Source organism: Micromonospora sp. KLBMP9576, from assembly GCF_050941805.1.
GTDB lineage: Bacteria > Actinomycetota > Actinomycetes > Mycobacteriales > Micromonosporaceae > Micromonospora.
The window spans coordinates 6,137,501-6,161,541 of record NZ_CP194567.1; the positions used below are offsets into that span (position 1 = coordinate 6,137,501).

Annotated in this window: 20 protein-coding genes (1 of these 20 cut by a window edge); 15 read left to right on the forward strand and 5 right to left on the reverse strand. The window is 73.3% G+C overall.

Annotated features, from left to right (window positions below; all coding sequences use genetic code 11):
• The 11 genes from ACQ452_RS27360 to fxsT form a co-directional block, all read left to right on the forward strand.
• Positions 1–100 carry the 3' portion of a hypothetical protein gene (locus ACQ452_RS27360; protein WP_433388553.1) on the forward strand. The gene continues 77 nt to the left of window position 1, outside the view, so only the last 100 of its 177 coding nucleotides appear in the window; its start codon lies beyond the left edge, outside the window; the stop codon is at positions 98–100.
• Between the two features lie 90 nt (positions 101–190).
• On the forward strand, positions 191–1,249 hold the full coding sequence (gene trpS / locus ACQ452_RS27365; protein WP_433388555.1) for a tryptophan--tRNA ligase: 1,059 nt from the start codon (positions 191–193) through the stop codon (positions 1,247–1,249).
• 207 nt (positions 1,250–1,456) lie between these two features.
• Positions 1,457–1,984 carry a DUF6244 family protein gene (locus ACQ452_RS27370; protein ID WP_433388557.1) on the forward strand — a complete coding sequence of 176 codons (528 nt, stop codon included), beginning with the start codon at positions 1,457–1,459 and terminating at the stop codon, positions 1,982–1,984.
• A 149-nt stretch (positions 1,985–2,133) separates the two neighbouring features.
• Positions 2,134–2,556 (forward strand): hypothetical protein, encoded by a 423-nt coding sequence (locus tag ACQ452_RS27375; protein WP_433394447.1) that lies wholly within the window; start codon positions 2,134–2,136, stop codon positions 2,554–2,556.
• 14 nt (positions 2,557–2,570) lie between these two features.
• Positions 2,571–3,017: a SitI3 family protein gene (locus ACQ452_RS27380; RefSeq protein WP_433388559.1), complete on the forward strand. Its 447-nt coding sequence runs from the start codon at positions 2,571–2,573 to the stop codon at positions 3,015–3,017.
• Between the two features lie 66 nt (positions 3,018–3,083).
• Positions 3,084–3,986 carry a DUF4231 domain-containing protein gene (locus ACQ452_RS27385; protein WP_433388561.1) on the forward strand — a complete coding sequence of 301 codons (903 nt, stop codon included), beginning with the start codon at positions 3,084–3,086 and terminating at the stop codon, positions 3,984–3,986.
• 241 nt (positions 3,987–4,227) lie between these two features.
• Complete coding sequence (locus tag ACQ452_RS27390) at positions 4,228–6,573, forward strand: FxsB family cyclophane-forming radical SAM/SPASM peptide maturase (protein ID WP_433394449.1); 2,346 nt, start codon at positions 4,228–4,230, stop codon at positions 6,571–6,573.
• Entirely contained in the window at positions 6,570–7,367 is a 798-nt protein-coding gene (locus ACQ452_RS27395; protein ID WP_433394451.1) for an aminoglycoside N(3)-acetyltransferase, read from the forward strand. The genes ACQ452_RS27390 and ACQ452_RS27395 overlap by 4 nt, the downstream gene beginning before the upstream one ends.
• Before the next feature lie 77 nt (positions 7,368–7,444).
• The gene (locus tag ACQ452_RS27400) at positions 7,445–8,125 is read left to right on the forward strand and encodes a TIR-like protein FxsC (protein ID WP_433388562.1); all 681 of its coding nucleotides are present in this window, start codon (positions 7,445–7,447) and stop codon (positions 8,123–8,125) included.
• A complete protein-coding gene (locus tag ACQ452_RS27405; protein WP_433388564.1) occupies positions 8,112–9,311 on the forward strand; it encodes a TIR-like protein FxsC in 1,200 nt (399 codons plus the stop codon). Before ACQ452_RS27400 ends, ACQ452_RS27405 begins: the two co-directional genes overlap by 14 nt.
• Positions 9,308–13,219: an FxSxx-COOH system tetratricopeptide repeat protein gene (gene fxsT, locus ACQ452_RS27410; protein WP_433388566.1), complete on the forward strand. Its 3,912-nt coding sequence runs from the start codon at positions 9,308–9,310 to the stop codon at positions 13,217–13,219. Before ACQ452_RS27405 ends, fxsT begins: the two co-directional genes overlap by 4 nt.
• On the opposite strand, the gene ACQ452_RS27415 is transcribed toward fxsT, so the two are convergent.
• The 3 genes from ACQ452_RS27415 to ACQ452_RS27425 all read right to left on the reverse strand — a co-directional run bounded on the left by ACQ452_RS27415 (position 13,213) and on the right by ACQ452_RS27425 (position 15,914).
• Positions 13,213–14,163, reverse strand: coding sequence for an alpha/beta fold hydrolase (locus ACQ452_RS27415; RefSeq protein ID WP_433388568.1), 951 nt, complete (start codon positions 14,161–14,163; stop codon positions 13,213–13,215). The two genes, fxsT and ACQ452_RS27415, sit on opposite strands and share 7 nt — an antisense overlap.
• Before the next feature lie 272 nt (positions 14,164–14,435).
• Entirely contained in the window at positions 14,436–15,203 is a 768-nt protein-coding gene (locus tag ACQ452_RS27420; RefSeq protein ID WP_433388569.1) for an RluA family pseudouridine synthase, read from the reverse strand.
• A 213-nt stretch (positions 15,204–15,416) separates the two neighbouring features.
• Positions 15,417–15,914, reverse strand: coding sequence for a pyridoxamine 5'-phosphate oxidase family protein (locus ACQ452_RS27425; RefSeq protein WP_433388571.1), 498 nt, complete (start codon positions 15,912–15,914; stop codon positions 15,417–15,419).
• A gap of 138 nt (positions 15,915–16,052) precedes the next feature.
• Here ACQ452_RS27425 and ACQ452_RS27430 point away from each other — a divergent pair, with 138 nt between their 5' ends.
• On the forward strand, positions 16,053–17,927 hold the full coding sequence (locus ACQ452_RS27430; protein ID WP_433388573.1) for an ABC transporter ATP-binding protein: 1,875 nt from the start codon (positions 16,053–16,055) through the stop codon (positions 17,925–17,927).
• Positions 17,928–18,292: 365 nt separating this feature from the next.
• Entirely contained in the window at positions 18,293–19,309 is a 1,017-nt protein-coding gene (rfbB, locus tag ACQ452_RS27435; RefSeq protein ID WP_433388575.1) for a dTDP-glucose 4,6-dehydratase, read from the forward strand.
• Here the strand turns inward: rfbB and ACQ452_RS27440 are convergent.
• Together ACQ452_RS27440 and ACQ452_RS27445 are read right to left on the reverse strand one after the other, a co-directional pair.
• Positions 19,296–20,351, reverse strand: a complete 1,056-nt coding sequence (locus tag ACQ452_RS27440; RefSeq protein WP_433388577.1) for an NAD-dependent epimerase/dehydratase family protein — start codon at positions 20,349–20,351, stop codon at positions 19,296–19,298. The genes rfbB and ACQ452_RS27440 overlap by 14 nt on opposite strands.
• A gap of 485 nt (positions 20,352–20,836) precedes the next feature.
• Positions 20,837–22,114, reverse strand: coding sequence for an LCP family protein (locus ACQ452_RS27445; RefSeq protein ID WP_433388579.1), 1,278 nt, complete (start codon positions 22,112–22,114; stop codon positions 20,837–20,839).
• 305 nt (positions 22,115–22,419) lie between these two features.
• Here ACQ452_RS27445 and ACQ452_RS27450 point away from each other — a divergent pair, with 305 nt between their 5' ends.
• Positions 22,420–22,827, forward strand: coding sequence for a YciI family protein (locus tag ACQ452_RS27450; RefSeq protein ID WP_433388581.1), 408 nt, complete (start codon positions 22,420–22,422; stop codon positions 22,825–22,827).
• A gap of 4 nt (positions 22,828–22,831) precedes the next feature.
• The gene (locus ACQ452_RS27455) at positions 22,832–24,004 is read left to right on the forward strand and encodes an RNA polymerase sigma factor (protein WP_433388583.1); all 1,173 of its coding nucleotides are present in this window, start codon (positions 22,832–22,834) and stop codon (positions 24,002–24,004) included.
• The last annotated feature ends 37 nt before the right edge of the window (positions 24,005–24,041 follow it).

Sequence of the window (24,041 nt, forward strand, 5' to 3'; positions counted from 1 at the left end):
CCCGATCCGCTGCGGCGACGGCCGCGAGCGGATCATCGACGTACTTCGTGCCGGTGGACTGCGGTTCCGCGACGGCGCGCGATGGCGGTCGGCTCTCTGAGCCGACCCCGATCCGACCCGGGGTGACACCCCCCCCGGTTGGCGCGCGCCCGCGCACACCTCGTCCACCAGGCACGAAAGGCGTACCACCATGCCCGTTCCACGGATGCTCACCGGGGACCGCCCCACCGGGCGGCTGCACCTCGGCCACTACGTCGGCAGCATCGCCAACCGGGTGCGGCTGCACCAGCGCTACGAGAGCTTCTTCATCATCGCCGACCTGCACATGCTCACCACCCGCAACACCCGTGAGGACATCGAGCGGGTCGCGGGCAATGCCCGGGAGATGGTCACCGACATCCTGGCCGCCGGCGTCGACCCGGCGCGGGCGACCTTCTACCTCCAGTCGGCCATCCCCGAGGTCGGCGACCTGAACACCCTCTTCCAGAACCTGGTCACGGTGCCCCGGCTGGAACGCGTCCCGTCCCTCAAGGACATGGCGCGCGACGCCGGCAAGGAGGAGATGCCGTACGGCCTGCTCGGGTATCCGGTGCTCCAGGCCGCCGACATCCTCTGCGTGAAGGGGCAGGTCGTCCCGGTCGGCAAGGACAACGCGGCGCACGTGGAGGTGACGCGGGAGATCGCCCGGCGCTTCAACCACCTCTACGGGGAGGTGTTCCCCGTACCCGAGACGATCGCGTCCGAGACGCCGACCCTGGTCGGCACGGACGGCCGGGCGAAGATGAGCAAGAGCCTGGGCAACGCGATCGCGCTCTCCGCCGACCCGGCGACGGTCCGCCGCGCGGTGCTGGGCATGTACACCGACCCGAACCGGATCCGCGCCGACGTGCCCGGCACCGTCGAGGGGAACCCGGTCTTCGCGTACCACGACATCTTCAATCCCGACCGGGCGCAGGTCGACGAACTGAAGGAGCGCTACCGGGCCGGGCGGGTCGGGGACGTGGAGGTGAAGGAGAAACTCGCCGTCGCGCTCAACCGGTTCCTGGACCCGATCCGGGAGCGCCGGGCCGGAATCGAGGCCGAGCCCGGACTGGTCGACCAACTGATCTTCGAGGGCACGGAACGCACCCGTCGCGAGGTGCGGCAGACGCTCGTCGAGGTCCGCCGGGCGATGGGGCTGACCAGCGCGTACGCCCAGGTGCGCCGGCGGGCCGAGCGGCACCGCAAGGCCACGGCCGCGCCGGCCTGAACCGTACGACCGGCCCGGGTGCCGGGGGCGCCCCCGGCACCCGGGCCGGATTCTCGCCGGCGGTCGCGGCGGCCCGCCCGGCCCCTCCGGCCGGGCGACGCCCGCACGCTGTGGCCGGGCGACGCCCGCACGCTCTGGTGGCCCCGGGCAGTTGTCGCTAGGTTCAGCTTCGAGCACCACACTGTCGTCGATCGGGGAAGTCCGCGCGTGTCGCACATCGAGAAGATCACCGGAGAACTGCGCGCGTTGACGACCGGCGTCGACCGCGCGCAGACCCTCGCCGCCGCCGCCGACAACCAGACGCAGGAGGCGGCCCTGCGCGCCGCCGGCGCCGGTTTCGCCGCCGTGGCGGCCGGCCTCGCCCGGATACGCGACGCCATCTCGACCATCCGCGGCGGCCTGGGCGGTCTCGCGACGACGATCGGCGAGGCCACCAAGACCACCTCGGCCGTCCCGCAGGGGGCCAGCGCGCACGAGACGATCACCGGCCTCGCACCCGTACAGCACACGATCGACGGCATCCACGACACCGCCGCCGCCACCATCGCCCAGGTCGACCAGACCCGGCAACTCGTCACCACGGTCCTGCACGGCGGCCAACCCGGACCGCTGGTGCAGTCCCTGGAGAGCATCAAGCAGGTCCTGACGCTCATCGTCGCCCGCACCACCACCGCCCGGCAGACGGTCGAGACGGCCGTCGCCGAGGCACGCCAGCTGGGATCGGCGGGAAACTGACCGGGGCTGGCGGCACCACGCCGACCAGCCCCACCACCGCGGACCCCGCGCCCACCGCACCCACCCGGGGCGGTGCCGACGCTCTGGCGCCCTGGACCAGGCCCGCCACCGGCACCCCCGGCGGCGCGCCGGCCGGGCGGCGCACCCCGATCCCGAGCAAGGAGAGGCCGACGGAACGCCGCAGCCTGGAGCTGGAGAACGAGGGCGCCGACAGGATCGCCGACCGTGGCTACCGGGTGCACCAGAACCCCACCAAACAGGAGATCGCGCGGGCGCGACTGGACACCGGCGACGTCATCGACCCGAAGAGGTCACCGGATTACCTCATCGAGGGACACGTCTTCGATTGCTACGCTCCCGCTCCCACCACCTCAGTCCGAGCCATCGGGAGCGCGGTCAGGAGAAAGGTCACGGACGCGCAGACCCAGCGCGTGATGCTGAACCTGCACGACTGGGGCGGAGACCCCGCCGCCCTGCAGAAGCAGTTCGACGACTGGCCGGTGCCCGCGTTGAAGGAACTGGTGGCGGTCACACGGAGCGGCACGATCGTGCAGATCGTCCGGCTGGACTGAGGAAGGCCGAACACATGTCCATCACCTATCGACTCACGCTCGCGGGCGACATCCCGCTGGAGCGGGTGGCCGAGCTCGTCGCTCCGGGTGCCACCGAGACACCGACGCCCGCCGGCAACCGCCTCCTCAGCGCCAATCTCGACGAGGAGTGCGGGTTCGTCGTCAGCATCACATCGGGCGGCGACGGATATTACGAGGCGGAGGCCGACGACGTCCGATGGACCTGGGAGCCGGAAACCCACGTCGACGTCGGCTTCCACATGCGTAAGGACGCGCTCGCCGAGCTGGGCAGACCCCACATGGTGCGGACCGTGGGCCGGGTGCTCGCCAACCGGACCGAGGACGCGGCGCTGGTGTTCAACGACGACTGGCTGATGCTGACCCGGGTCCACGGCGTGATCCGCCGGCACAACGAGGCCGACTGGTACGACGAGGCGTACGACGGCTTTCTGCCCCGCTGACGGCCGCCGCCCGGCCGCTGGTCGGCGTGCCCCCCGACGCGGGCGCGGTCGTCCTACCATCCGGTCGTGGCGTACTTCGATGTCCCGGCGGCGGTGACGACGGTCTGGCAGCGGCAGGCGGCCTGGTCGCGGGCGGCCGGTGAGGCCAAGCGGGTGATCACCCGTGCGCGCCTGGCCGTCACCGCGCTCACCGTGGCCGCCGCCGTGTGCGGCACGCTCGCCAACCAGCTCGGCCCGGCCCGACCCGGCGCGGGCCGGGCGCTCGCGATCGTCGCCGCCGCGGCGCTGCTCCTGGTGCCGCTGGCGTCCCGGTGGGCCTCCCGGGACGCGGTGTACGCCTGGACGCGGCTCCGCTCGGTCTCCGAGGCGCTGAAGGCGGACACCTACCGCTATCTCGCGGGGGTCGCCCCGTTCGCTGGGGCGGACCGGGACGCCGTGCTGCTCGGCCGGTTGGACGTGCTCATGGACGACGTCGGTGACCTGGTCGGCCGCACCCTGGACGCGCCGGCGCAGGCCCGGCCGCTGCCGGCGGTCTCCGACGTGTCCACGTACGTGACGCAGCGGGTGCGGCGGCAGATCGACGAGTACTACCTGCCGGCGGCCCGCCGGACGGCCCGTGCCGCCCGGCGGGTGCGGTACACGGCGACGGGGCTCACGATCGCCACCGCCCTCGTCTCCGCGACGGTCGGGGTGCTCGGCGACGGCCTCGGGCTCACCGCCTGGATCGGTGTCGCGGCGGCCGTCACCACGGCGCTGATCGGCTACGGGGCCGCCCAGCAGTACGAGCACCAGCAGATCGAGTACGCCCGCACCGCCGATCAGCTGGCCCGGCTGAGGACGGCCCGCGAGGCCGGTCCGGGCTGGGCCGACGACGCCGCGTTCGTCGCCGAGGCGGAGCGGATCATCTCGCTCTCCAACGAGGGCTGGATGGCCAGGATGATCGAGCAGGATGGCGCTGCGCAGCCGTGACATCACTGGCCGTGCCATATAGCATCGTCGATAGCCGCCGGGGCCATCGTGGCGGGCGGCCGTTCGTCCACTCCCTACCCAAATGGGGGCACCGACGTGGATCGCACCGTATGCCAGCCCGATCCGGCTTCGCCGCCACTGGACGACCTCCGGCGCACCCCGCTCGGCCGGATCTCCCTCGACCGGGCCCGCTCGGTCGCCAGGGTCACCAGCCGCAGGGAGGATCGTCCGGCCCGTGTCGATGTCGCGGCCTTCATCTCTGCGATCTGAGCCCGCCGGGCCGGGTCGGCCGCCGGCCGGACCCGTCGCCCCGCTGACGCAGTACGTACTCAAGCTGGTGAGCCGCTGCGACCTCGCCTGCGACCACTGCTACGTCTACGAACACCCCGATCAGTCCTGGCGCCGCCAGCCCCGGGTGATGGCCCCCGCCACCGTGGCGGCCGTCGCGCGGCGGATCGCGGAGCACGCGGCGGCACACCGCCTCGACGTCGTGCGGGTGGTGCTGCACGGGGGTGAGCCCCTGCTCGCCGGCGCCGCCCGCCTCGACGCGACCGCCGCCACGCTGCGACGCGTCATCGGCCCGGTGGCCCGGCTCGACCTGCGGATGCAGTCCAACGGTGTGCTGCTGACCCCGGCGACGTGCGACGTGCTGGTCGCCCATGACGTCAAGGTGGGGATCTCGCTCGACGGTGACCGCGCCGCCAACGACCGGCACCGCCGCCACGCCAACGGGGCGAGCAGCCACCGCCACGTGCTGCGGGCGCTGGCGCTGCTGCGCAGACCCGCCTACCGCACCAGCTACGCGGGCATCCTCTGCACCGTCGACCTCGCCAACGACCCGATCCGGGTGTACGAGGCGCTGCTCGCCGAGGAGCCGCCGCACGTCGACTTCCTGCTGCCGCACGCCAACTGGGACAACCCGCCCGGCCGGCCCGACGGCCTCGCCACGCCGTACGCCGACTGGCTGCTGGCCGTGCACCGGCGCTGGCTGGCCGACGGGCGGCCGGTGCCGATCCGCCTGCTGGAGTCCCTGCTGGCCAGCGCGTCCGGGCACGGCAGCCGCAGCGAGGCGGTCGGCCTCGGCCCGGCCGACCTGGTCGTCGTCGAGACCGACGGCACCTTCGAACAGGTCGACTCGCTCAAGTCCGCCTTCGACGGCGCCGCCGCCACCGGCCTGGACGTCTTCCGCCACTCGGTGGACGACGCCGCGGCCCATCCGGCGATCGCCGTACGGCAGACCGGTCTCGCCGGCCTCTGCGCGACCTGCCGCGCGTGCCCGGTGGTCGCGCACTGCGGCGGCGGGCTCTACGCCCACCGGTTCCGGTCCGGCAACGGCTTCGACAACCCGTCCGCCTACTGCCCCGACCTGCTGAGGCTCGTGCGGGTGGTGACGACGGCCCCGCCCGCCGAGGAGCCCGCCCACCCCGCCGACTCGCTCAGCCCCGACGTCCTCGACGACCTCGCCACCGGCGCGGGCACGGCGGCCTCGGCCGGGCAACTGGCCGCCGTGCACCTGGCGCTGGTGCGCGCCCTGCTGGTGGCGCTCAGCGAGCGGGCCGCCGGCGACCCGGTGGCGGCCGACGGTTGGCGGCTGCTGGTGCGCCTGGACGACGGGCACCCCGAAGCCGTCCGCGACGTGCTGAGTCACCCGTTCGTGCGCCGCTGGGCCCGGCGGTGCCGCGACGGGGCGGCGGAGTTGTCCTACCTGGCCTGCGTGGCGGCGTCCGCCGCCGTGCGGGCCCGGGTGCGGATCGACCTGCCCGTACCGGTGCGCGACGGGGTCGTCAGCCTGCCGACCCTCGGCGCGCTCGCCGTCGGCGCCGAGCGGGGCGTCGTCCGGCTCGGCACCGACGACGGGGACGTCCGGCTCGCCGGCCGGCGGGTGGGCGTCGGCGCGGGCCGCGACGGCGACCCGGCCCGGGAGGACGGTCCGGACGGGTGGCGGCCGGTGCGTACCGCCCGGTTCGACGGGGGCCGGTTGCTGCTGGAGGACACCGACCCGCACCGGGACTGCTACGACGTGCCGGTGCAACCTCGGCTGACCGGTGCCGCCGCGCTGCGCTGGACGCGGCAGGTGCAGCGGGCGGTGCGGCGCGTCGACGCCGAGGCCGCCGAGTACGCGGCGGGGGTCCGCACCCTGCTGCGGGCCCTCGTGCCGCTGCGCCCGGAGCCGACCGGCCGGTTCCGCAGCGCCGCCGCCGGGGCCGCCTTCGGCGCGGTGGCCGTCACCGCCGTACCCGACGACGCCACCCTCGCCGTGCTGCTGGTGCACGAGGTGCAGCACCTCAAGCTCGCCGCCGTGCTGGACGTCTGTGACCTGTTCGACCGCGACGACACCCGCCGGCTGAGTGTGCCGTGGCGGGACGACCCGCGCCCGGTGGAGGGCGTGCTGCACGGCGTCTACGCCCACCTGGCGGTCGCCGACGTGTGGCGCCGGCGGCCCGGCCCGGCCGCCGCTGGCCACTTCCGTCGCTACCGGCGATGGACCGAGGGGGCCGTCGACGACCTGCTCGGCCTCGGCGTCCTGACCGGTGCCGGCGAGCGCTTCGTCCGGGGGATGCGCGCCACGATGGACGGGTGGTCGTGACCGCCGGCCTGCTGCGGCGCGGCACGCTGACGGCGGACCTGCGCGCGCTGGGGCTGCCGCCGGGCGGCACCGTGCTGGTGCACTGCGCCCTGTCCCGCCTCGGGCGGGTGGCGGGCGGCCCCGGTGTGCTGCTGGCCGCGCTGCGGGACGTGCTGGGCGCGTCGGGCACTGTGGTCGTACCGGCCCAGACGGCCGGCAACTCCACGACGTCGCGGCGGTTCCGGGCCGCGACCGCGGGCATGACCGCCGCCGAGGTCGCGGCGGCGGAGGCGGCCATCGCGCCGTTCGACCCGCGGCGCAGCCCCGCCGAGGGCATGGGCGTCTTCGCCGAACACGTACGCCGGCAGCCGGGTGCGACGCGCAGCCGGCATCCGCAGACCTCGTTCGCGGCCCTCGGCCCCGCCGCGGCCCGGCTGACCGCGGTCCACGACCTGGACTGCCACCTCGGTGAGCGCTCGCCCCTCGGCGCGCTCTACGCCGCCGACGCCGTGGTGCTGCTGATCGGCGTCGACTGGTCGGTCTGCACGGCGTTCCACCTGGCCGAGTACCGGTTGCGCCGGCCGCCGGCCGACCGGGCGTACCGCTGCTATGTGCTCGACCGCGCGGGGCGGCGGGTCCGGCGCGACTTCCGGGCCCCGGACGTGCACGACGCGGACTTCGCGCTGATCGGCCGGGCCCTGACCGACGCCGGGCCGGTGCGCACCGGGCGGGTCGGCGACGCCGACTGCCGGCTCGTGGCCCTGCGGGTGGCCGTCGACTTCGCTCGAGGGTGGATGGATGAGCACCGCCGGTGACGAACGGGGCAGCGCCGGGTTGGCGGTGGTCGATACTGTGGGCGACTCGGGTTCGCTGCACGGGTCGGGAGCCGTAGGTGGCAGAGGAAGCGTACGCGGAGGACGAGAGCGCCCCCGTGTTCTTTCTCAGCTACGCCCGCACGAAGAACCGGGTGGCGGCACCCCCACGCGACACCAACCAGAAGGTCTTCCAGCTCTTCGTCGACCTGTCCGACCACGTCGTCGAGTTGCTGGGCCTCGGCCCGGGACGCACCGCCGGTTTCCTGGACCGGATGCTCGACGGGGGGCAGGTGTGGACGGACGATCTGGCCCACGCCGCCGGCCAGTGCCAGGTCTTCATCCCGTTGATCTCGCCGCAGTACCTGAACAGCGCCTGGTGCGCCCGGGAGTGGGACGCGTTCACGCGCCGGGAGGTGCGGCACCGGCCGGGCGCCGAGCCGTCCGCCGGAGACACGCCGGTCATTCCGGTCAACTGGTCGGTGGTCGACCGTCGGCGGGTGCCGGCGGCCGTGTCCCGGCGGCAGATGTTCACCCCGACCCGGTTGCCACCGGACATCGCCCCGCAGTACCACGACGAGGGCATCTACGGCCTGCTCAGTCTCGGCAAGAACGGCAAGGACGCCTACGACGCGGTGGTCTGGCGGCTGGCGCAGCGGATCGCCCGCGCGTACCAGACGCACTGGGTGCGGGCGCAGGTCCCGACCGACGTGCGGCAGTTGCGCACCACGTTCGAGGAGGGCGGGCATGACGTGGCCTGACCACCCGCCGGCCCGTGTCGCCGCCCGTCGGGAAACCTACTTCTTCCTCAGCTACGCCCATTCGGTGCCGCTGTCGGTCGCGCCGCGGCCGGACACCGAATACTGGGTCAGCCGGTTCTTCCAGGACCTCTGCGCGGCCGTGCAGCGCGTCGCCACGAGGGGCGGGGGCCGCGACGCCGGCTTCTTCGACGGCCAGGTGAGCCCGGGGGCCGACTTCCGGCAGACGCTCACCGAGGCGCTCAGCCTCGCGCACGTCTTCGTGCCGCTGCACTCGCCCAACTACTTCCGCAACGCGTGGGCGCTGGGGGAACGCGAGTCGTTCCGCAGCCGGTTGACCCGCCTGGCCCCGGCGCAGGCCGAGCGGCACCTGTTGCCGGTGCTGTGGCTGCCGCTGCCGTCCTGGGGCGACCGGCCGGAGACGACGCAGGCGCTCGACCTGGTCCCCGACGCCGACGACCGAGCCGACTACGCGGAGAACGGGCTGCGCGCCCTCTGCAAACTCAGCGCCTACCGCCGCCAGTACGAGAGCGTGCTCGCGGCGCTGGCGGAGCGGATCGTCACGGTGACCGAGAGCCAGCCGTTGGCCCGTTCCCGGGCGGCCCCGCTGGCCAGCCACCCCGTCGCCGAGGGCGACGGCCCGGCGCTGGTGGTGACCGCCCTCACCGACCACGCCCCGTGGCGGCCGTACGCCGGGCAGCACGAGCTGGCGGTGGCCGACTACGTCGCCGCGACCGCCGAGCGGCTCGGCCTGCCCACCCGGGTCGTCGACCTGCCGGCGGCGCGGGTCCTGGCGCCGGAGAGTCCCACCGTCGTGCTGGTGGACGCCGCCACCGGCGCCGCCGCCGCCAGGGCCGCCCTGGACGGCCTGCCCCGTTGGGTCGTGCCGTTGGTCATCGCCACCGGCCACGCACGCGGTGTGTCGGCACCCGAGTCGATCGCCGGTACGTTGCAGGACGCGGGGTTCCCCCGGATCCTGCCGGCGCGCGCGATCGACGAGTTCGAGCGCTACGCGCCGCTGCTGGTGACAGAGGCCCGCAAGCAGTTCCTCCGGCACGGTCCGGTGGATCCGCCGGCCGGGCCGGCCGTCCCGAGGCCGAGCCTGCGACCGGCCCGGCCGCCGGACTCCGGCGCGGGTCTGCCGCCGGTGCGGTCGTTCGACACGATGCGAGGGAAGGACGAGCGATGACGTCGTCGCGCGAAGGCCAGGTCGTCACCTTCTACTCCTACAAGGGTGGTACGGGCCGCACGATGGCGCTGGCCAACACCGCGTGGATCCTCGCCGCGAACGGTCAGCGGGTGCTCGTCGCCGACTGGGACCTGGAATCTCCCGGTCTGCACCGGTTCTACGCCCCGTTCCTCGATCCCGAACAGGTCTCCACCACCGGGGGCGTGATGGACCTGATCCTCGACTACGAGTGGGAGAACGCCCGCCAGCGCGAGGACGACGCCGCCACCCCCCGGCCCGCCGACTGGCACCGGGAGTACGCTCGCGTCCACCGGTACGCGTTCTCGGTGGGTTGGGAGTTCCCCGGCGGAGGCAGCCTCGACCTGCTCCTGGCCGGCCGGCACAACCCCGACTACGCGACCAGCGTGACCGGCCTGAACTGGGACAACTTCTACAACCGGCTCGGCGGCGCGCAGTTCTTCGACGCGCTGCGCGAGGACATGAAGCGGCACTACGACTACGCGTTGATCGACAGCCGCACCGGGATCAGCGACGTCGCCGAGATCTGCACCATCCACCTGCCCGACGTCCTGGTCGACTGCTTCACCCTCAGTGACCAGGGCATCGAGGGCGCCGCCGCGGTGGCCGCCCGGGTCCGCGACTACGAGGGGCGGCGGGCGCGTCGCGTACTGCCCGTGCCGATGCGGGTCGACGACGGGGAGAAGATCAAGCGGGACGCCGGCCGGTCCCTGGCCATGCAGCGCTTCGCCGGGCTGCCGGGCGGCATGACCGACGCCGAGCGGCAGGCCTACTGGCTGACCGTCGAGGTGCCCTACCGCGCGTACTACGCCTATGAGGAGACGCTTGCGACGTTCGGCGACGAACCGGGCGGCCGGACCACCCTGCTGTCCGCGTACGAGACGCTGACCAGCCACGTCACCAACGGCCGGATCACGGGACTGCCCCGGATGGACGACCAGTTGCGCCGCCGGACGGTGCAGCGCTTCGAGCGCAAGCCGACGGTGGTGGACGAGCTGATCGTGCTCCGGCACGTGCCCGAGGACCAGGTCTGGGCGGAGTGGGCGCAGGCCGTCCTCAACTCCGCCGACCTGCGGGTCGTCACCGCCGACCTGGACGGGCCGGCGCCCGAGCCGGCGGGCCGGGCCTTCCGCGAGGTCCGGCTGGTCTCCCGGGCCTACCTGGCGGCCCGACGCGCCCTGCACGACGGCCACCGGGACCGGGCCGCACCGAACTGGCTGGCCGTGCACGTCGACGACATCCCGCCCGTGCCGGACGTCCCCGTCGGAAGCTGGACGGCCGTGCACGACCTCACCGCGGAGGACGCGGCCGCCAACCTGCTGAAGCTGGTGGGCCGCACGGTGGGCGCGACCGGCGTGCGCCCCGCCCGCTTCCCGGGGATACGTGCCTCGATCTTCAACGCGCCGGCCCGCAACGCCCGTTTCACGGGGCGCGAGGAACTGCTGCGCAGGCTCCGGGAGGAGCTGAAGGCGTCGGGCGACGGTGGCGCGCCGGTCGCGCTGCGCGGCGGCCCCGGCCTCGGCAAGACGCAGCTCGCCATCGAGTACGCCCACCGGTTCCGGGGCGCCTACGACATCATCTGGTGGGTCGCCGCCGACCCGCCGCAGTTCGTCGACGTGATCATGACGGAGCTCAGCGAGGAGCTGGGCCTGCCGAGCCAGACGACGATCCCGGAGACCAACCGGGCCCTGCGGCAGCGGTTGGGGCAGACCGAGCGCCGCGCCGACGGCAGCCCGCCACCGCACTGGCTGCTCATCTTCGACAACGCCGACCAGTACGAGCACGTCCGGCCGTACCTGCCGCAGGGCAACGGCCACGTGCTCGTCACCACCCGCAACCCGGACTGGGGCGACCTGGCCCGGGCGGTGGACGTGGAGGCGTTCGAACGGGCGGAGAGCGTGTCGCACCTGCGTGCCCGGCTGGGCGAACATGTGCTGAGCGTGGCCGAGGCCGAGCAGGTCGCCGACGCTGTGGAGAACGTGCCGATCTTCGTCGCGACCGTCGGGGCGTGGCTGGCCGACACCGGCACGCCGATCGACGAATACCTGACCGGCCTGCGCCGCACCGGCCTGCAGACGGAGGTCTGGGACCTCCCGCTGCAACGGCTGCGGGAGGGCTCGCCGGGGGCGTACCGCCTGCTCCAGCTCGCCTCAGTGCTCGCCCCGGAGATCTCCCTCGACCTGCTCTACGGCGACCAGGTGGCGCGGGTCGTCGCCGCGCACGATCCGATGGTCGCGGCCCGGGTCGCCGACCGGGTGTCCGAACGCGACATCGCCGCGGCGCTGGTGCAGCGGATGAACAAGCTCGCCCTGATCAAACTGGACCCGCACGCCCACCGGGTGCAGGTGCACCGGCTGTTGCAGACCGCCCTGCGGGCCCGGATGTCCGACGACGAGCTGGTCATCGCCAAACACGAGGTGCACCAGATCCTCGCGGGGTCGCGCCCGCCCGGCGAGGTGGAGGACCCGGCCAACCAGCAGCGGTTCCGGGTGCTCTGGCCGCACCTCGACGGCTCCGACGCCATCTCCTGCGAGGACGACGACGTCCGGCAGCTGGTCATCGACCGGGTCCGCTACATCTACGTCAACGGCGGCTACGAGCAGGGCGAGCGCTACGCGCGGGAGACCGACAACGTCTGGTCGGCGCGGCTGGCCCAGTTGCCGCCGGACGGGCCGGAGCACCGCAAGCTGCGCGTCCAACTGCTGCACCTGCGGTTCAACCTGGCCAACCTGCTGCGCCGCCTCGGCCAGTTCGCCGAGGCCCACCGGCTGGACGAGGACACCCTGCGCCAGCAGGAGGAACTGATCGGCGGAAGCCACCCCTACACCCTGATGACCGCCGGCGGATACGGGGCCGACCTGCGGACCCTGGGCCGCTACCCGGAGGCCCTGGAACGCGACCTGCGGACGTACGCCGCGTCGGTCGAGGTCTTCGGCGAGGACCACCGGCGGACCCTGACCGCCGCGAACAACCTGGCCGCGTCCTACCGGCTGATGGGGATGTTCGACCGGGCCCTCGACGGCGACGACGCCACCCACCGCCGGCTGCGTGTCGTCCTCGGCCCCGAGCATCCCAACACCCTGGCCTCGGCCAACAACCTCGCCCGCGACCTGCGCGAGACCGGCAACTACGAGGGCTCCGTGGCGCTGCTGCGCGAGGTGGTGACGGGCTTGCGGGCCGTCTTCGGCGACCACTCCCGTGACGTGCTCACCGCGCAGGCCAACCTGGCCGTGTCGCTGCGCAGCACCGGGGAGATCGCCGAGGCCGCCCAGTTGCTCGACGAGACCTACCAGCGGCTGCTGGCCTCCCTCGGGCCGGCCAGTCCGGACACCCTGTTCAGCTGGCTCAGCCGGACGGCCAACCTGATGTTGCAGGGGCAGAGCGCGCAGGCCCTCACGGAGCTGGACGAGGTGGAGCGGATGTTCGCCCGGGTGTTCGGCGCCGAGCACCCGTACTCGCTGGTCTGCCGGATCAACCTCGGCGTCGCGCGGTGGGACGCCGGCGACACCGACACCGGCCGGTCGCTCACCGAGCTGGCGGCGGCGGGCATGCGCGCCACGCTCGGTGACCGCCACCCGTTCACCATGGCCGCCGCCAACAACGTGGCGGTCTTCGGCATCCTCGCCGGCGATCAGGAGCAGGGCCGCGACCGGCTGCGGGCCGTGGTGGAGCAACTCACCGAGGTGCTCGGGCCGGAGCACCCGGACACGCTGCGCAGCCGGGGCAACCTGGAGACCGCCAACCAGGCGCTGTCCGGCGGCCGGGTGAGCATCGGCCGGATGCGCCTCGCCGACCGGCTCGCCAACCGGATCGGGCAGCACCATCCCAGCGTGGTGGTGCTACGCGACGGGCGGTACGTGCGCCGGGTACTCGACCCGCACCCCTACTGACCGGGCCGCGCGCCGATCAGCAGGTCGGCGCTGAGCGTCACGTCGGGGTCGACGAGCCAGCGCAGGATGCGCGGCAGCTCCTCGACGGCGTCGAAGTGCGCCGCCCCGGGCCGCACGTCCATCTCGGCACCGGGTATCTGCGCGGCCAACCAGCGGCCGTGGCTGACCGGGGCGAAGTTGTCGTCGGCGCCGTGCCACAGCCGCACCGGCGTCGCCGAGGTGTCGATCGCCCCGAGGTCGAACGCCCAGTGGCGGCGGAACGCCAGCACGTCGTCGATCCACCCGTAGGGGCCGGAGCGGAGCGCCTCCGCGTAGGTGTCGGTGATGAGGCGGCGCAGCGCCGGGTCGTTGACCGCCCGGCGGTCCGCCGTGCTCATCTCCGTCCGCAGGTCCGCCAGGAGCAGCCGCGGGTCCGCGGCGGCCCGCGCGGCGCGCTGGCGGATCTCCTCGACGACGGCGGCCGTGTCGGGGCTGCCGACGCCGAACCCGCGGACGTTTCCGTTGTTCATGCCGCCGACCCAGTCCAGCTCGATGGCGTTCCACGGGGCGAGACTGACCAGCACCGCCACCCGGGTCACCCGGCCGCGCAGCCGGGCGTCGGCCGCGCAGGCGAGGGCGTGCGGGCCACCGCCGGAACGGCCGACGACGGCGAACCGCTCCAGGCCCAGGTGATCGGCGATCGCCTCGACGTCGCGGGCGGCGTCGGCGACGTCGCGGTCCTCGCGGCGTTCGGAGTCGCCGTAGCCGGGTCGGTCGTAGGCGATCAGCCGCACGCCCATGCGGTAGAGGACGATGCCGCGGGGCTTCGGGCCGCGGCGGCTGCCGGGCGTGCCGTGGAGCAGGAAGACGGGGAAGCCGTCGGGCGCGCCGGTCACCTCGTACGCCACGCGTCTGTTGTCCTCGCGTTCGGCGAAGTCGGCCCCTGGCTCGCCGTCTCGGGTCACTCCGTCCTACCCTTCGGTGCCGCAACCAGCCAAAACTCGCAACCCGACATCGAGTAGAGACGATGTCCGACGGCCCCGCTCAGCAACCGAGCCTAATGGTCGGGCCCGGCGCGCCGCTATGCCGAGGGGGAACAAGGGACCGGATTCGCCGGAAACGACACCTACGGCCCACCTCGGCTGGAACTTCCGGCCGCCGCCACCGGCGGATCACGGCTGGGGGCCGCGCGGCCGGTTCCGCGCCGCGTGCAACGGTCGGCGGCGGTTCGCGCCGGTCAGGCGGACAGCGCCTCGAGGGCCTCGTCGAGCCGGGGCTCGCTGCCGTCGGCGAAGACGTCGAGGAACTCCCCGCCGGGCGGGGCCCAGAACCGTGTCCGCGGCTCGTCACGCCAGTCGCAGGTGATCTCGCACGCCCACGAGTGCAGGTACGTGCGCCGCTCCGCCTGCCCACGGTGGAACAGCGGGTCTCCGACGACCGGGTGGCCCAGCCACGCCAGGTGGACCCGGATCTGGTGCCGCCGACCGGTGACCGGCTTGAGCACCAGGAGCGTACGGTCCCCGCTGACCAGGGCCGTCGCGAAGTCCGTACGCGACTCGTAGCGGGGCTTGGTCGCGTCGACGGCCGACTCCGGCAGCTCGAAGCGGCGGCGGTCGGCGTCGTAGCTGATGGCGTCGCGTTCCCCGGCGATCCGGACGGTGCCCTTGCGGCCCGGCCGCAGCGGCAGGTCGATGGTGCCGCGGTCGGGCAGCCCCACCCCCTCGACCCAGGCCAGGTAGCGCTTGTCGGCACCCCGGTCGGCGAACTGCCGGGTCAGCGACGCGTGCGCTGCCGGCGTCCTGGCCAGCAGCAGCAGGCCCGAGGTCACCTTGTCGATGCGGTGCACCCAGTGCACCGGCTCACCGGCGGCGGCGGCCAGGTCGGTCAGGGACTCGGTGTGCCGCTCGCCCATCACGGAGATGCCCGGCGGCTTGTTGAGCGCCAGCAGGTGGTCGTCCTCGTGGACGGGTGCGCGCCGAAGCTCCGACCAACTGAAGGTCGTCATCATCGCCTCGGCTCTCGACTGCCCCGGTCGCTTCCGGTCGACGACGACCGCGCCCGGGGGCGTCGGGGACACGCGCAGCGGAGGTCGCGCCGGCCAGGTGGGCCGGCACGGCGAACGATATCAACCCCACGGCCGCGCCCTCGACGACCGCGCCCTCGACGGCGGGCCGGTGCCCGTGCCCGGAGACGCCGCCGAGGCCCACGACGGACGTGGTCAGTCGAAGCGCCACCGGGTGGCGCTGAAGCCGGACCCCTTGTCCATGCCGATGACCTTGGTGGGAGCCACCTCGAAGACGAGGTACGGCGACGGACCGATCCCGTCGCCGTCGATCCCCTCGCCGACCGGGGTCACCTCCCAGCCGTACTTGTCGCCGTAGGTCTGGGCGACGCGCTTGAGGAGGGCCGGCTCGGTGACCCGCGTCGCCACCCCTTCGAGCGAAAGGTCGAGGTCGGGCCCGCCGATGGTGAGGACGCAGTGCGGGTTGGCCGCCAGATTGTCGACCTTGTGCGCGGACCCGCTGGAGCAGAAGTACATGGCGTCGTCGAGCCACACGGCCAGCAGCGGCACGGCGTGCGGCCGGCCGTCGGGCCGGACGGTGCACAGGAAGAACTCCTCCGCCTCCGCCAGCCGCTCCCGCGCCCGCGACCAGGGCACCGGCCTGGTGCCCTCGCTGGCGAAGGACGGTGCCGCGACCGGTTCACGTCGCACCATGGGTTCCTCCTCGCACGACGACAGCGTAAGGAAATCAGCACGCAGGGTATCGCGGCGGGCCGACATCGCGCGCCGCCGCGGCCGGCGGCACGCCCGGATGCTTGACCTCAACCACGCTCGAGGTCCTAGGTTCGCGGCATGAGCATGGAAGTCACCGCATGGATGTCCCTGCACCACGCGATGCACCAGCGTGACAAGCGCCCCTTCGACAGGGCGACCCTCAGGCGGATCGGTGGCTTCGCGCGCCCGCACCGCCGCCTGCTCGCGTGGTTCCTGACGGGCAGCGTGCTCGCCGCCGTGCTGACCGTGGCCGCACCCGTGCTGGCCGGGCGGGTGGTCGACACGATCGTCTCCGGCACCGACACGTCCACGGTGGTGCGGCTCGCCGTGGCGATCGCCCTGATCGCGCTCGCCGAGGCCGGGCTGGGGCTGCTCACCCGCTACCAGTCGGCCCGGATCGGCGAGGGGCTGATCGTCGACCTGCGTACCGCCGTCTTCGACCACGTGCAGCGGATGCCTGTCGCGTTCTTCACCCGGACCCGCACGGGCGCCCTGGTCTCGCGGCTCAACAACGACGTGATCGGCGCGCAGCAGGCGTTCAGCGACACGCTCTCCGGCGTGGTCGGCAACGCCGTGACGCTGGTCCTCACGCTCGCGGTGATGCTGACCTTCTCGTGGCAGATCACCCTGCTGGCGCTGGTGCTGCTGCCCGTCTTCGTCCTGCCCGCCCGGCGGATGGGCCGCAAGCTGGCCCGGCTCCAACGGGAGGCCGCCGGCCTCAACGCGGCGATGAGCACCCGGATGACCGAGAGGTTCTCCGCGCCCGGCGCCACCCTGGTCAAGCTCTACGGCCGACCGGCGGAGGAGTCCGCCGAGTTCGCCGTCCACGCGCGGCGGGTGCGCGACATCGGCGTCCGCACGGCCATGTTGCAGACGGTCTTCATCACGGCCCTCACGGTCGTCGGTTCCCTCGCGCTCGCCCTGGTGTACGGCCTGGGCGGCGTGTACGCCCTGCGCGGCCAACTCGACGCCGGCGCGGTCGTCGCGCTCGCCCTGCTGCTGTCCCGCCTGTACGCGCCGCTGACGTCGCTGGCCAGCGCCCGGGTGGAGATCATGAGCGCCCTGGTCAGCTTCGAGCGGGTCTTCGAGATCCTGGACCTCAAGCCGATGATCGAGGACAGGCCGGATGCCCGGCCACTGCCCGACGGTCCGGTGGCGGTCGAGTTCGACGACGTCCGGTTCGGCTACCCGTCGGCGGAGCAGGTCTCGTTGGCGTCGCTGGAGGACGTGGCGAAGCTCGACCCCCGCGCGGGCGAGGAGGTGCTGCACGGGATCTCGTTCCGCGCCGAGCCCGGTCAGCTGGTCGCCCTGGTGGGCTCGTCGGGCGCGGGCAAGTCCACGATCGCGCAGCTCCTGCCCCGCCTCTACGACGTGGAGGGGGGCGCCGTCCGGCTCTCCGGCCTCGACGTGCGTGACCTGACGGCCGGCTCGGTCTTCGGCGCCCTGGGGGTGGTCACCCAGGACGGTCACCTGCTGCACGACACGATTCGCGCCAACCTCTGCTACGCCCGGCCGGACGCGAGCGAGGACGACCTGTGGGACGTGCTGCGCCGGGCGCGGTTGGCCGACCTGATCCGCTCGCTGCCGGACGGCCTGGAGACGGTCGTCGGCGAGCGCGGGTACCGCTTCTCGGGCGGTGAACGACAGCGGCTCACGATCGCCCGGCTGCTGCTCAGCCGCCCGCGCGTGGTGATCCTCGACGAGGCCACCGCACACCTCGACTCGACGTCCGAGGCCGCCGTGCAGGCGGCGCTGGGCGAGGCCCTGGCCGGCCGGACCAGCGTGGTCATCGCGCACCGGCTCTCCACGATCCGTTCGGCCGACCAGATCCTGGTGCTGGAGCAGGGCCGGATCGTGGAACGCGGCCGGCACCCGGACCTGCTGGCCCGCGACGGCCGGTACGCCGAGCTGTACCGCACCCAGTTCGACCAGCCGGTGCCGGCCGCGACGTGACGGCGTGTCCCCGGCCGGCGGCCGCACGCCGGTCGTTGGTTCGGGTGGCCAGGACCCGCCCGGTACCGACCGGCGGAGGCCCGCACCCGAGACGCTTCCGAGCTGATGTCGTGAACGACTCAGCGGTCCCCGGCGCCACAGCACCCCCGGACAGCGCCGGCACCGCCCGATGTCACCCAACGACTCAGCTCGAACCGGCGAGGACCACAGCCAGCCGTAGCCCCGGATGTGCAGATCGAGACATCGACGGAAAACCCCACCGCTGCCGCCCGCCGGACCGCACCGAATTGCCGCAGGCGCGCTTGTAGAGAATCACGGACAGGAATTTCGGAAACGCGTCCGGAGGCCCCGCCTATTCTGTTCCGATGAACATTCTGGTTACCGGGGGCGCCGGGTTCATCGGCTCCCACTTCGTGCGTACGGTCATCGCCGACGAGCACGTCGAGCTGGTCGGCGCCGACATCACGGTGCTGGATTCCCTCACCTATTCCGGCAACCCGGCCAACCTGGCGTCCGTCGCCGGAAACAGTCGGCTGCGTTTCGTCGAGGGCGACGTCTGCGACCCCGGTACGGTCGAGCGGCTCGTCGCCGGACACGACGCGATCGTCCATTTCGCCGCCGAGACGCACGTCGACCGGTCCATCGAGTCGGGTCCCGTATTCGGGCGCACGAATGTCATGGGCACGCTCCAGCTTCTGGAGTCGGCGTCGCGGCACCGGGTCGACAGGTTCGTGCACGTCTCCACCGACGAGGTCTACGGTTCCATCGCCGAGGGCGCCTGGTCGGAGACGTCGCCGCTGCTGCCGAACTCGCCGTACTCGGCCAGCAAGGCCGGCGCGGACCTGTTGGCGCTCGCCTACCACCGGACCCACGGCCTGCCGGTCACTGTCACCCGCGGCTCCAACACCTACGGCCCGTACCAGTTCCCCGAGAAGATCGTCCCGCTCTTCGTCACCAACCTGCTCGACGGCCGCCCGGTCCCCCTGTACGGCGACGGCCGCAACGTGCGCGACTGGCTGCACGTCGACGACCACGTCCGCGGGGTGGTGCTCGCGCTCGCGGCGGGGCGGGCGGGCGAGGTGTACAACATCGGTGGTGGCACCGAGCTGACCAACCGGGAGCTGACCGGACGGCTGCTGCGGGCGTGCGGGGCCGGCTGGGACAGCGTCGTGCACGTGCCGGACCGCAAGGGCCACGACCTGCGCTACGCACTCGACATCGGCAGGATCAGCGCGGAACTCGGCTACGCCCCCCGGGTGCCGTTCGACGAGGGGCTGACGGCCACCGTCGAGTGGTACCGCGCACGGCGGGACTGGTGGAGCGCGGCGCGGCGCCGGCGGTACGGCCACCCGGACCCGGCGACTCCCGTCAGTGGTCGGTGAGCACCCGGGCAGGGGCCTGGGGCGGCGGCAGGACCAGCCTGCCGGCCTTGCGACGGCGCACGTCGCGCACCGTCATGCGCACCCCTTCGCTGAGGCCGACCGTCGGCTGCCAACCGAGCATGGCCCTGGCCCTGCTGTTGTCCAGGGCCATGTGCCGGATCCCGCTCAGCTCCGGCGACGGCCGGTAGTGGGGGCTGACGGTCGCGCCGGTGGCCTCGCGGACGGCCCGGTACACCTCGTTGATGGTCGTCTGCCGTCCGGACGAGACGTGCAACATGCCGACGCCCTCGTGGTGGCAGGCGACGGCCACCGCCTCGGCGACATCGCCGACGTACACGAAGTCGCGGGTCTGTTCGCCGTCGTCGGTGATCGTCACAGGGCGCCCGTCGAGCAACGCGTCGGCCATCAGCGTCACCACGCCGCAGTCGGTGCCGCTCTGGCGCGGCCCGTAGACGTTGCTGAACACCATCGACGTGTACGCCAGGCCGTGGTGGCGCCCGTACCAGTCGACGTAGCGGACCGCGGCGGCCTTGCTGATGCCGTGCGGGCCGGTCGGGGCTGTCCCGTAGCCCTCCGCGATCGGCAGCTCGGTCCTGGGCACGTCGCCGAAGATGGCGCTGCTGGCGGCGTAGACGAACAGCCCGACGCCGTTGCGTACGCAGGCGTCGAGCACGTTGACGGTGCCGAAGACGTTCAGGTCGGCGTCGTAGAGGGGAGCCGGGTCGCCCTCCGGGGCGCCGGCCTGGGCGGCCAGGTGGACCACCACGTCGGGTTTCCAGTGACCGATGATCTCCACTCCCTCGGGGGTGCGGATGTCGCCCGCCACGATGTCGAACCCCGGCATCCCGCCCAACGCGGCCTCTGCCAGGTTCTCGGTCCGACCGGTGGAGAAGTTGTCGAGCACCCGGACCTGGCTGCCCATCAACATCAGCCGTGCGACCACGTGACTGCCGATGAAGCCGGCACCCCCGGTCACGAGGATGCGCCGGGGGCCGCAGTCGTGCGGCGGCTTGCCCTCCGCGGGAAGGTCTGGCACGTCCATCGTGAAGCTCCTTGGGACGAGCGGGTGGGCCCCGGTTCTCTCAGCCCTCTTGGCGAGGAGACGTTAACCGAGGGACCCACCCTCCGTGTGGACTTTATTAACAAAAGTCACCTGTTCGCAGGTAAAGGTGCTTCTGCGAACAATGCCCGTTAATCCCGTTCCTGGGGTGCGGTGGCCTTCCGGACGCCATGCTTGCTGCTGGCATCGACCCCGAGGTGCCTGCCCGGGGACGAAGGAGATCAGGCGAGGTGCGCGAGAGATCCGAGGCCGCCGGTCTGGCCGTGGGCCGTACTGCCCGTCGGCATGGTCGGCGGCGCGGTGCTCGGCACCCTGCTCGGCGGCGGTGGCGTACGCGGCCACTTCGCCGTGCACGTCCTGCTGCTGGCCGCCGGGTACGCCGCGCTGCTGCTGCGGCAGTGGCCCTCTGATCCGCACCCGCCGTCGTATGTCCGGCCCGCGTGGCTGGTCCCGGCGGCCGGGTGCGCTCAGTTGCGCGGCGGGGACTGCGGGTTGGCCGCCAGCCACTCGGCCACGGCGTCCTCGCGCAGGGCCGCGAAGAGCGCCGGGGCGCGGGCCTCGTCGAGCTGGACGGCGGAGCCGACGGGGGTCTGGAGGCCGGGGTCGCTGAACGGTACGGTCGCGAACCGCACCGCCCCCGGTCGCAGCCGACGCAGGGCCAGCACCAGGTCACCGAGGTCCAGGTCGCGGTCGACCACCAGGGACTCCGCCGCCGTGGTCAGCAGCCGCGTCGAGGGGGGGGGGGGGGGGGGGGGGTGGGGGGGGGGGGGGGGGGGGGGGGGGGGGGGGGGGGGGGGGGGGGGGGGGTGGGGGGGGGGGGGGGGGGGGGAGCTGAACGGTACGGTCGCGAACCGCACCGCCCCCGGTCGCAGCCGACGCAGGGCCAGCACCAGGTCACCGAGGTCCAGGTCGCGGTCGACCACCAGGGACTCCGCCGCCGTGGTCAGCAGCCGGTCGAGGCGGGTGGGGTTGGTGAGCAGGTCGGTGCTGGTCACCTTCTCGGCGAGCGCCCGGACGACGAGCTGCTGGTCGTGGATGCGCCCGAAGTCGCCCCCGGGGACCCCGTGCCGCTGCCGCATGAGGTCGTTGGCGGCCCTGCCGTCCAGGTCGTGGCAGCCGGCCGACCACTTCGTCCCGCTGGTCGAGGACCCGACGTCGTAGGGCAGGCACACGTTCACCCCGCCGACGGCGTCGACCATCCTGCGTACGGCGGCGAAGTTGGCCACGAGCACGCCGTCGAGCGGCAGACCTGTGAGTCTGGCGACGGTCTCGGCGGCCAGCGCGGCACCCCCGAACGCGAAGGCGGAATTGATCTTGTTCAGCCCACCGGCCCAGGCCCGCCCGGCCGCCGGAACGTGCACGTAGCTGTCCCGGGGAATCGAGACCACCGTCGCCGCTTCCCGCGTGGCGTCGATGTGCACGAGCATGATGGTGTCCGACCGCTGCCCGGAGTTGACGCCCTGGTCCGGCTCGCCGTCGCGCGAGTCGGAACCGAGCAGCAGGAGGTTGAGCGGGCCCGCCTCCCACCGCTGCTCGTCGCGGTCGCCGGTGCCCTGGCCGAGGATGTCCTCGCGCTGGACCCGACTCTCGTACCTGTGCCTCAGGCCGAAACCGAGCGTGGCGAGGCCGGCGCAGAGCACGCCGAGCAGGACGACGAGCGCGAGGGCGGCCTTCTGCCAGGACGCCAGCGCCCGCCAACGCGACTGTCGTCGCGCGGCGGTGCCGACCGGGAGCCCAGTTGCCACCTTGACCGCCCTTTCGACGGGTCGTACGGACTCCCGCGGTGACGTCACCGCAGGGCACTCCGCTTCGCCTGGTTTGAGATGATTTGGTGGATTCATCCTATCTCCGGACCGACCAGGAGGTCTGGGGACGTACGGAGTACCTACCAAGGGACGCACGTCCAGCAGACCGCGTTCTTCCAGGTCGGGCAGGACGGCGTGCACGCACCGCCGGATAATTTTCGTCGGCGATGTCGAGAAGCCGGGACCGGCACCGTCCCAGCGCTGAACGACCAAGATGGTCACACCAGCATTTGAGGGGAAACACGATGGCCAAGTACCTGCTGCTCAAGCACTACCGCGGCGCCCCGGCACCGGTCAACGACGTGCCCATGGACCGGTGGACGCCGGAGGAGATCTCGGCGCACCTCCGGTACATGCACGACTTCGCGGTCCGGCTCGAGGGCACCGGGGAGTACGTGGACGGTCAGGCGCTCGCTCCCGAGGGAACGTTCGTGCGCTACGACGGTGCGGGCCGCCCGCCGGTCACCGACGGCCCGTTCGCGGAGACCAAGGACCTCATCGCCGGCTGGATGGCGATCGACGTGGACAGCTACGAGCGCGCCCTCGAGCTGGCCGCCGAGCTGTCGGCGGCCCCCGGGGCGGGCGGGATGCCGATCCACGAGTGGCTCGAGGTGCGCCCGTTCCTGACCGCGCCGCCCACCATCACGGAGTGACCCGGTGAACGAGGCCCTGCTCGGGAGCCTCACGCCGGGTGTGCTCGGGGTCCTCGTCCGCCGCGGCGCCGACTTCGCGGCGGCCGAGGACGCCGTGCAGGACGCGCTGGTCGAGGCGGTCCGGGTGTGGCCGGTCGACCCGCCGCGGGATGCGAAGGGCTGGCTGGTCACCGTCGCCTGGCGCCGGTTCCTCGACGCCACCCGGGCGGACGCCGCCCGCCGCCGGCGTGAACACCTCGTCGACGAGGAGTCGGATCCCGGCCCCGCGCCCGAGGTGGACGACACTCTCCAGCTCTACTTCCTGTGCGCCCATCCGTCGCTGACGCCGTCGTCGGCGGTCGCGCTCACGCTGCGCGCCGTCGGCGGGCTGACCAGCCGCCAGATCGCCGAGGCGTACCTGGTGCCCGAGGCGACCATGGCGCAGCGCATCAGCCGCGCCAAACGCACCGTCTCCGGCGTGCGGTTCGACCAGCCCGGCGACGTCGCCACCGTGCTACGCGTCCTCTATCTGGTCTTCAACGAGGGCTACTCCGGCGACGTCGACCTCGCCGCCGAGGCCATCCGGCTCACCCGGCAGCTCGCGGCCGCGATCGACCATCCCGAGGTGGCGGGGCTGCTCGCCCTCATGCTGCTGCACCACGCCCGGCGGCCCACCCGGACCAGGCCCGACGGCAGCCTGGTGCCGCTCGCCGAGCAGGACCGCGCCCGGTGGGACACCGCCTCGATCGCCGAGGGCGTCGAGATCCTCCAGGCGGCCCTCGTCCGCGACCGGCTGGGCGAGTTCCAGGCCCAGGCCGCCGTCGCGGCGCTGCACGCCGACGCGCCCACCGCAGGGGAGACCGACTGGGTGCAGGTCATCGAGTGGTACGACGAACTCGTCCGCCTGACCGACAGCCCGATCGTCCGGCTCAACCGCGCGGTGGCCGTCGGCGAGGCCGACGGGCCGCGCGCCGGGCTGGCCGCGCTCGCGGCACTGGACGACTCGGTGCCCCGCCACGCCGCGGTGTCGGCGCACCTGCACGAGCGCGACGGCGACCTGCCGACGGCGGCACGGCTGTACGCCGAGGCGGCCCGGAAGGCACCCAACCTCGCCGAACGGGACCACCTGATGCGCCAGGCCGCCCGGCTCAACACCGGATCGGCGAGGGTCGGCCCCGGTCGTCCCGGGCTCGCGTGAGGGGAATCCCCCAGTCTCGTTCCGGTTGCGACCGGGG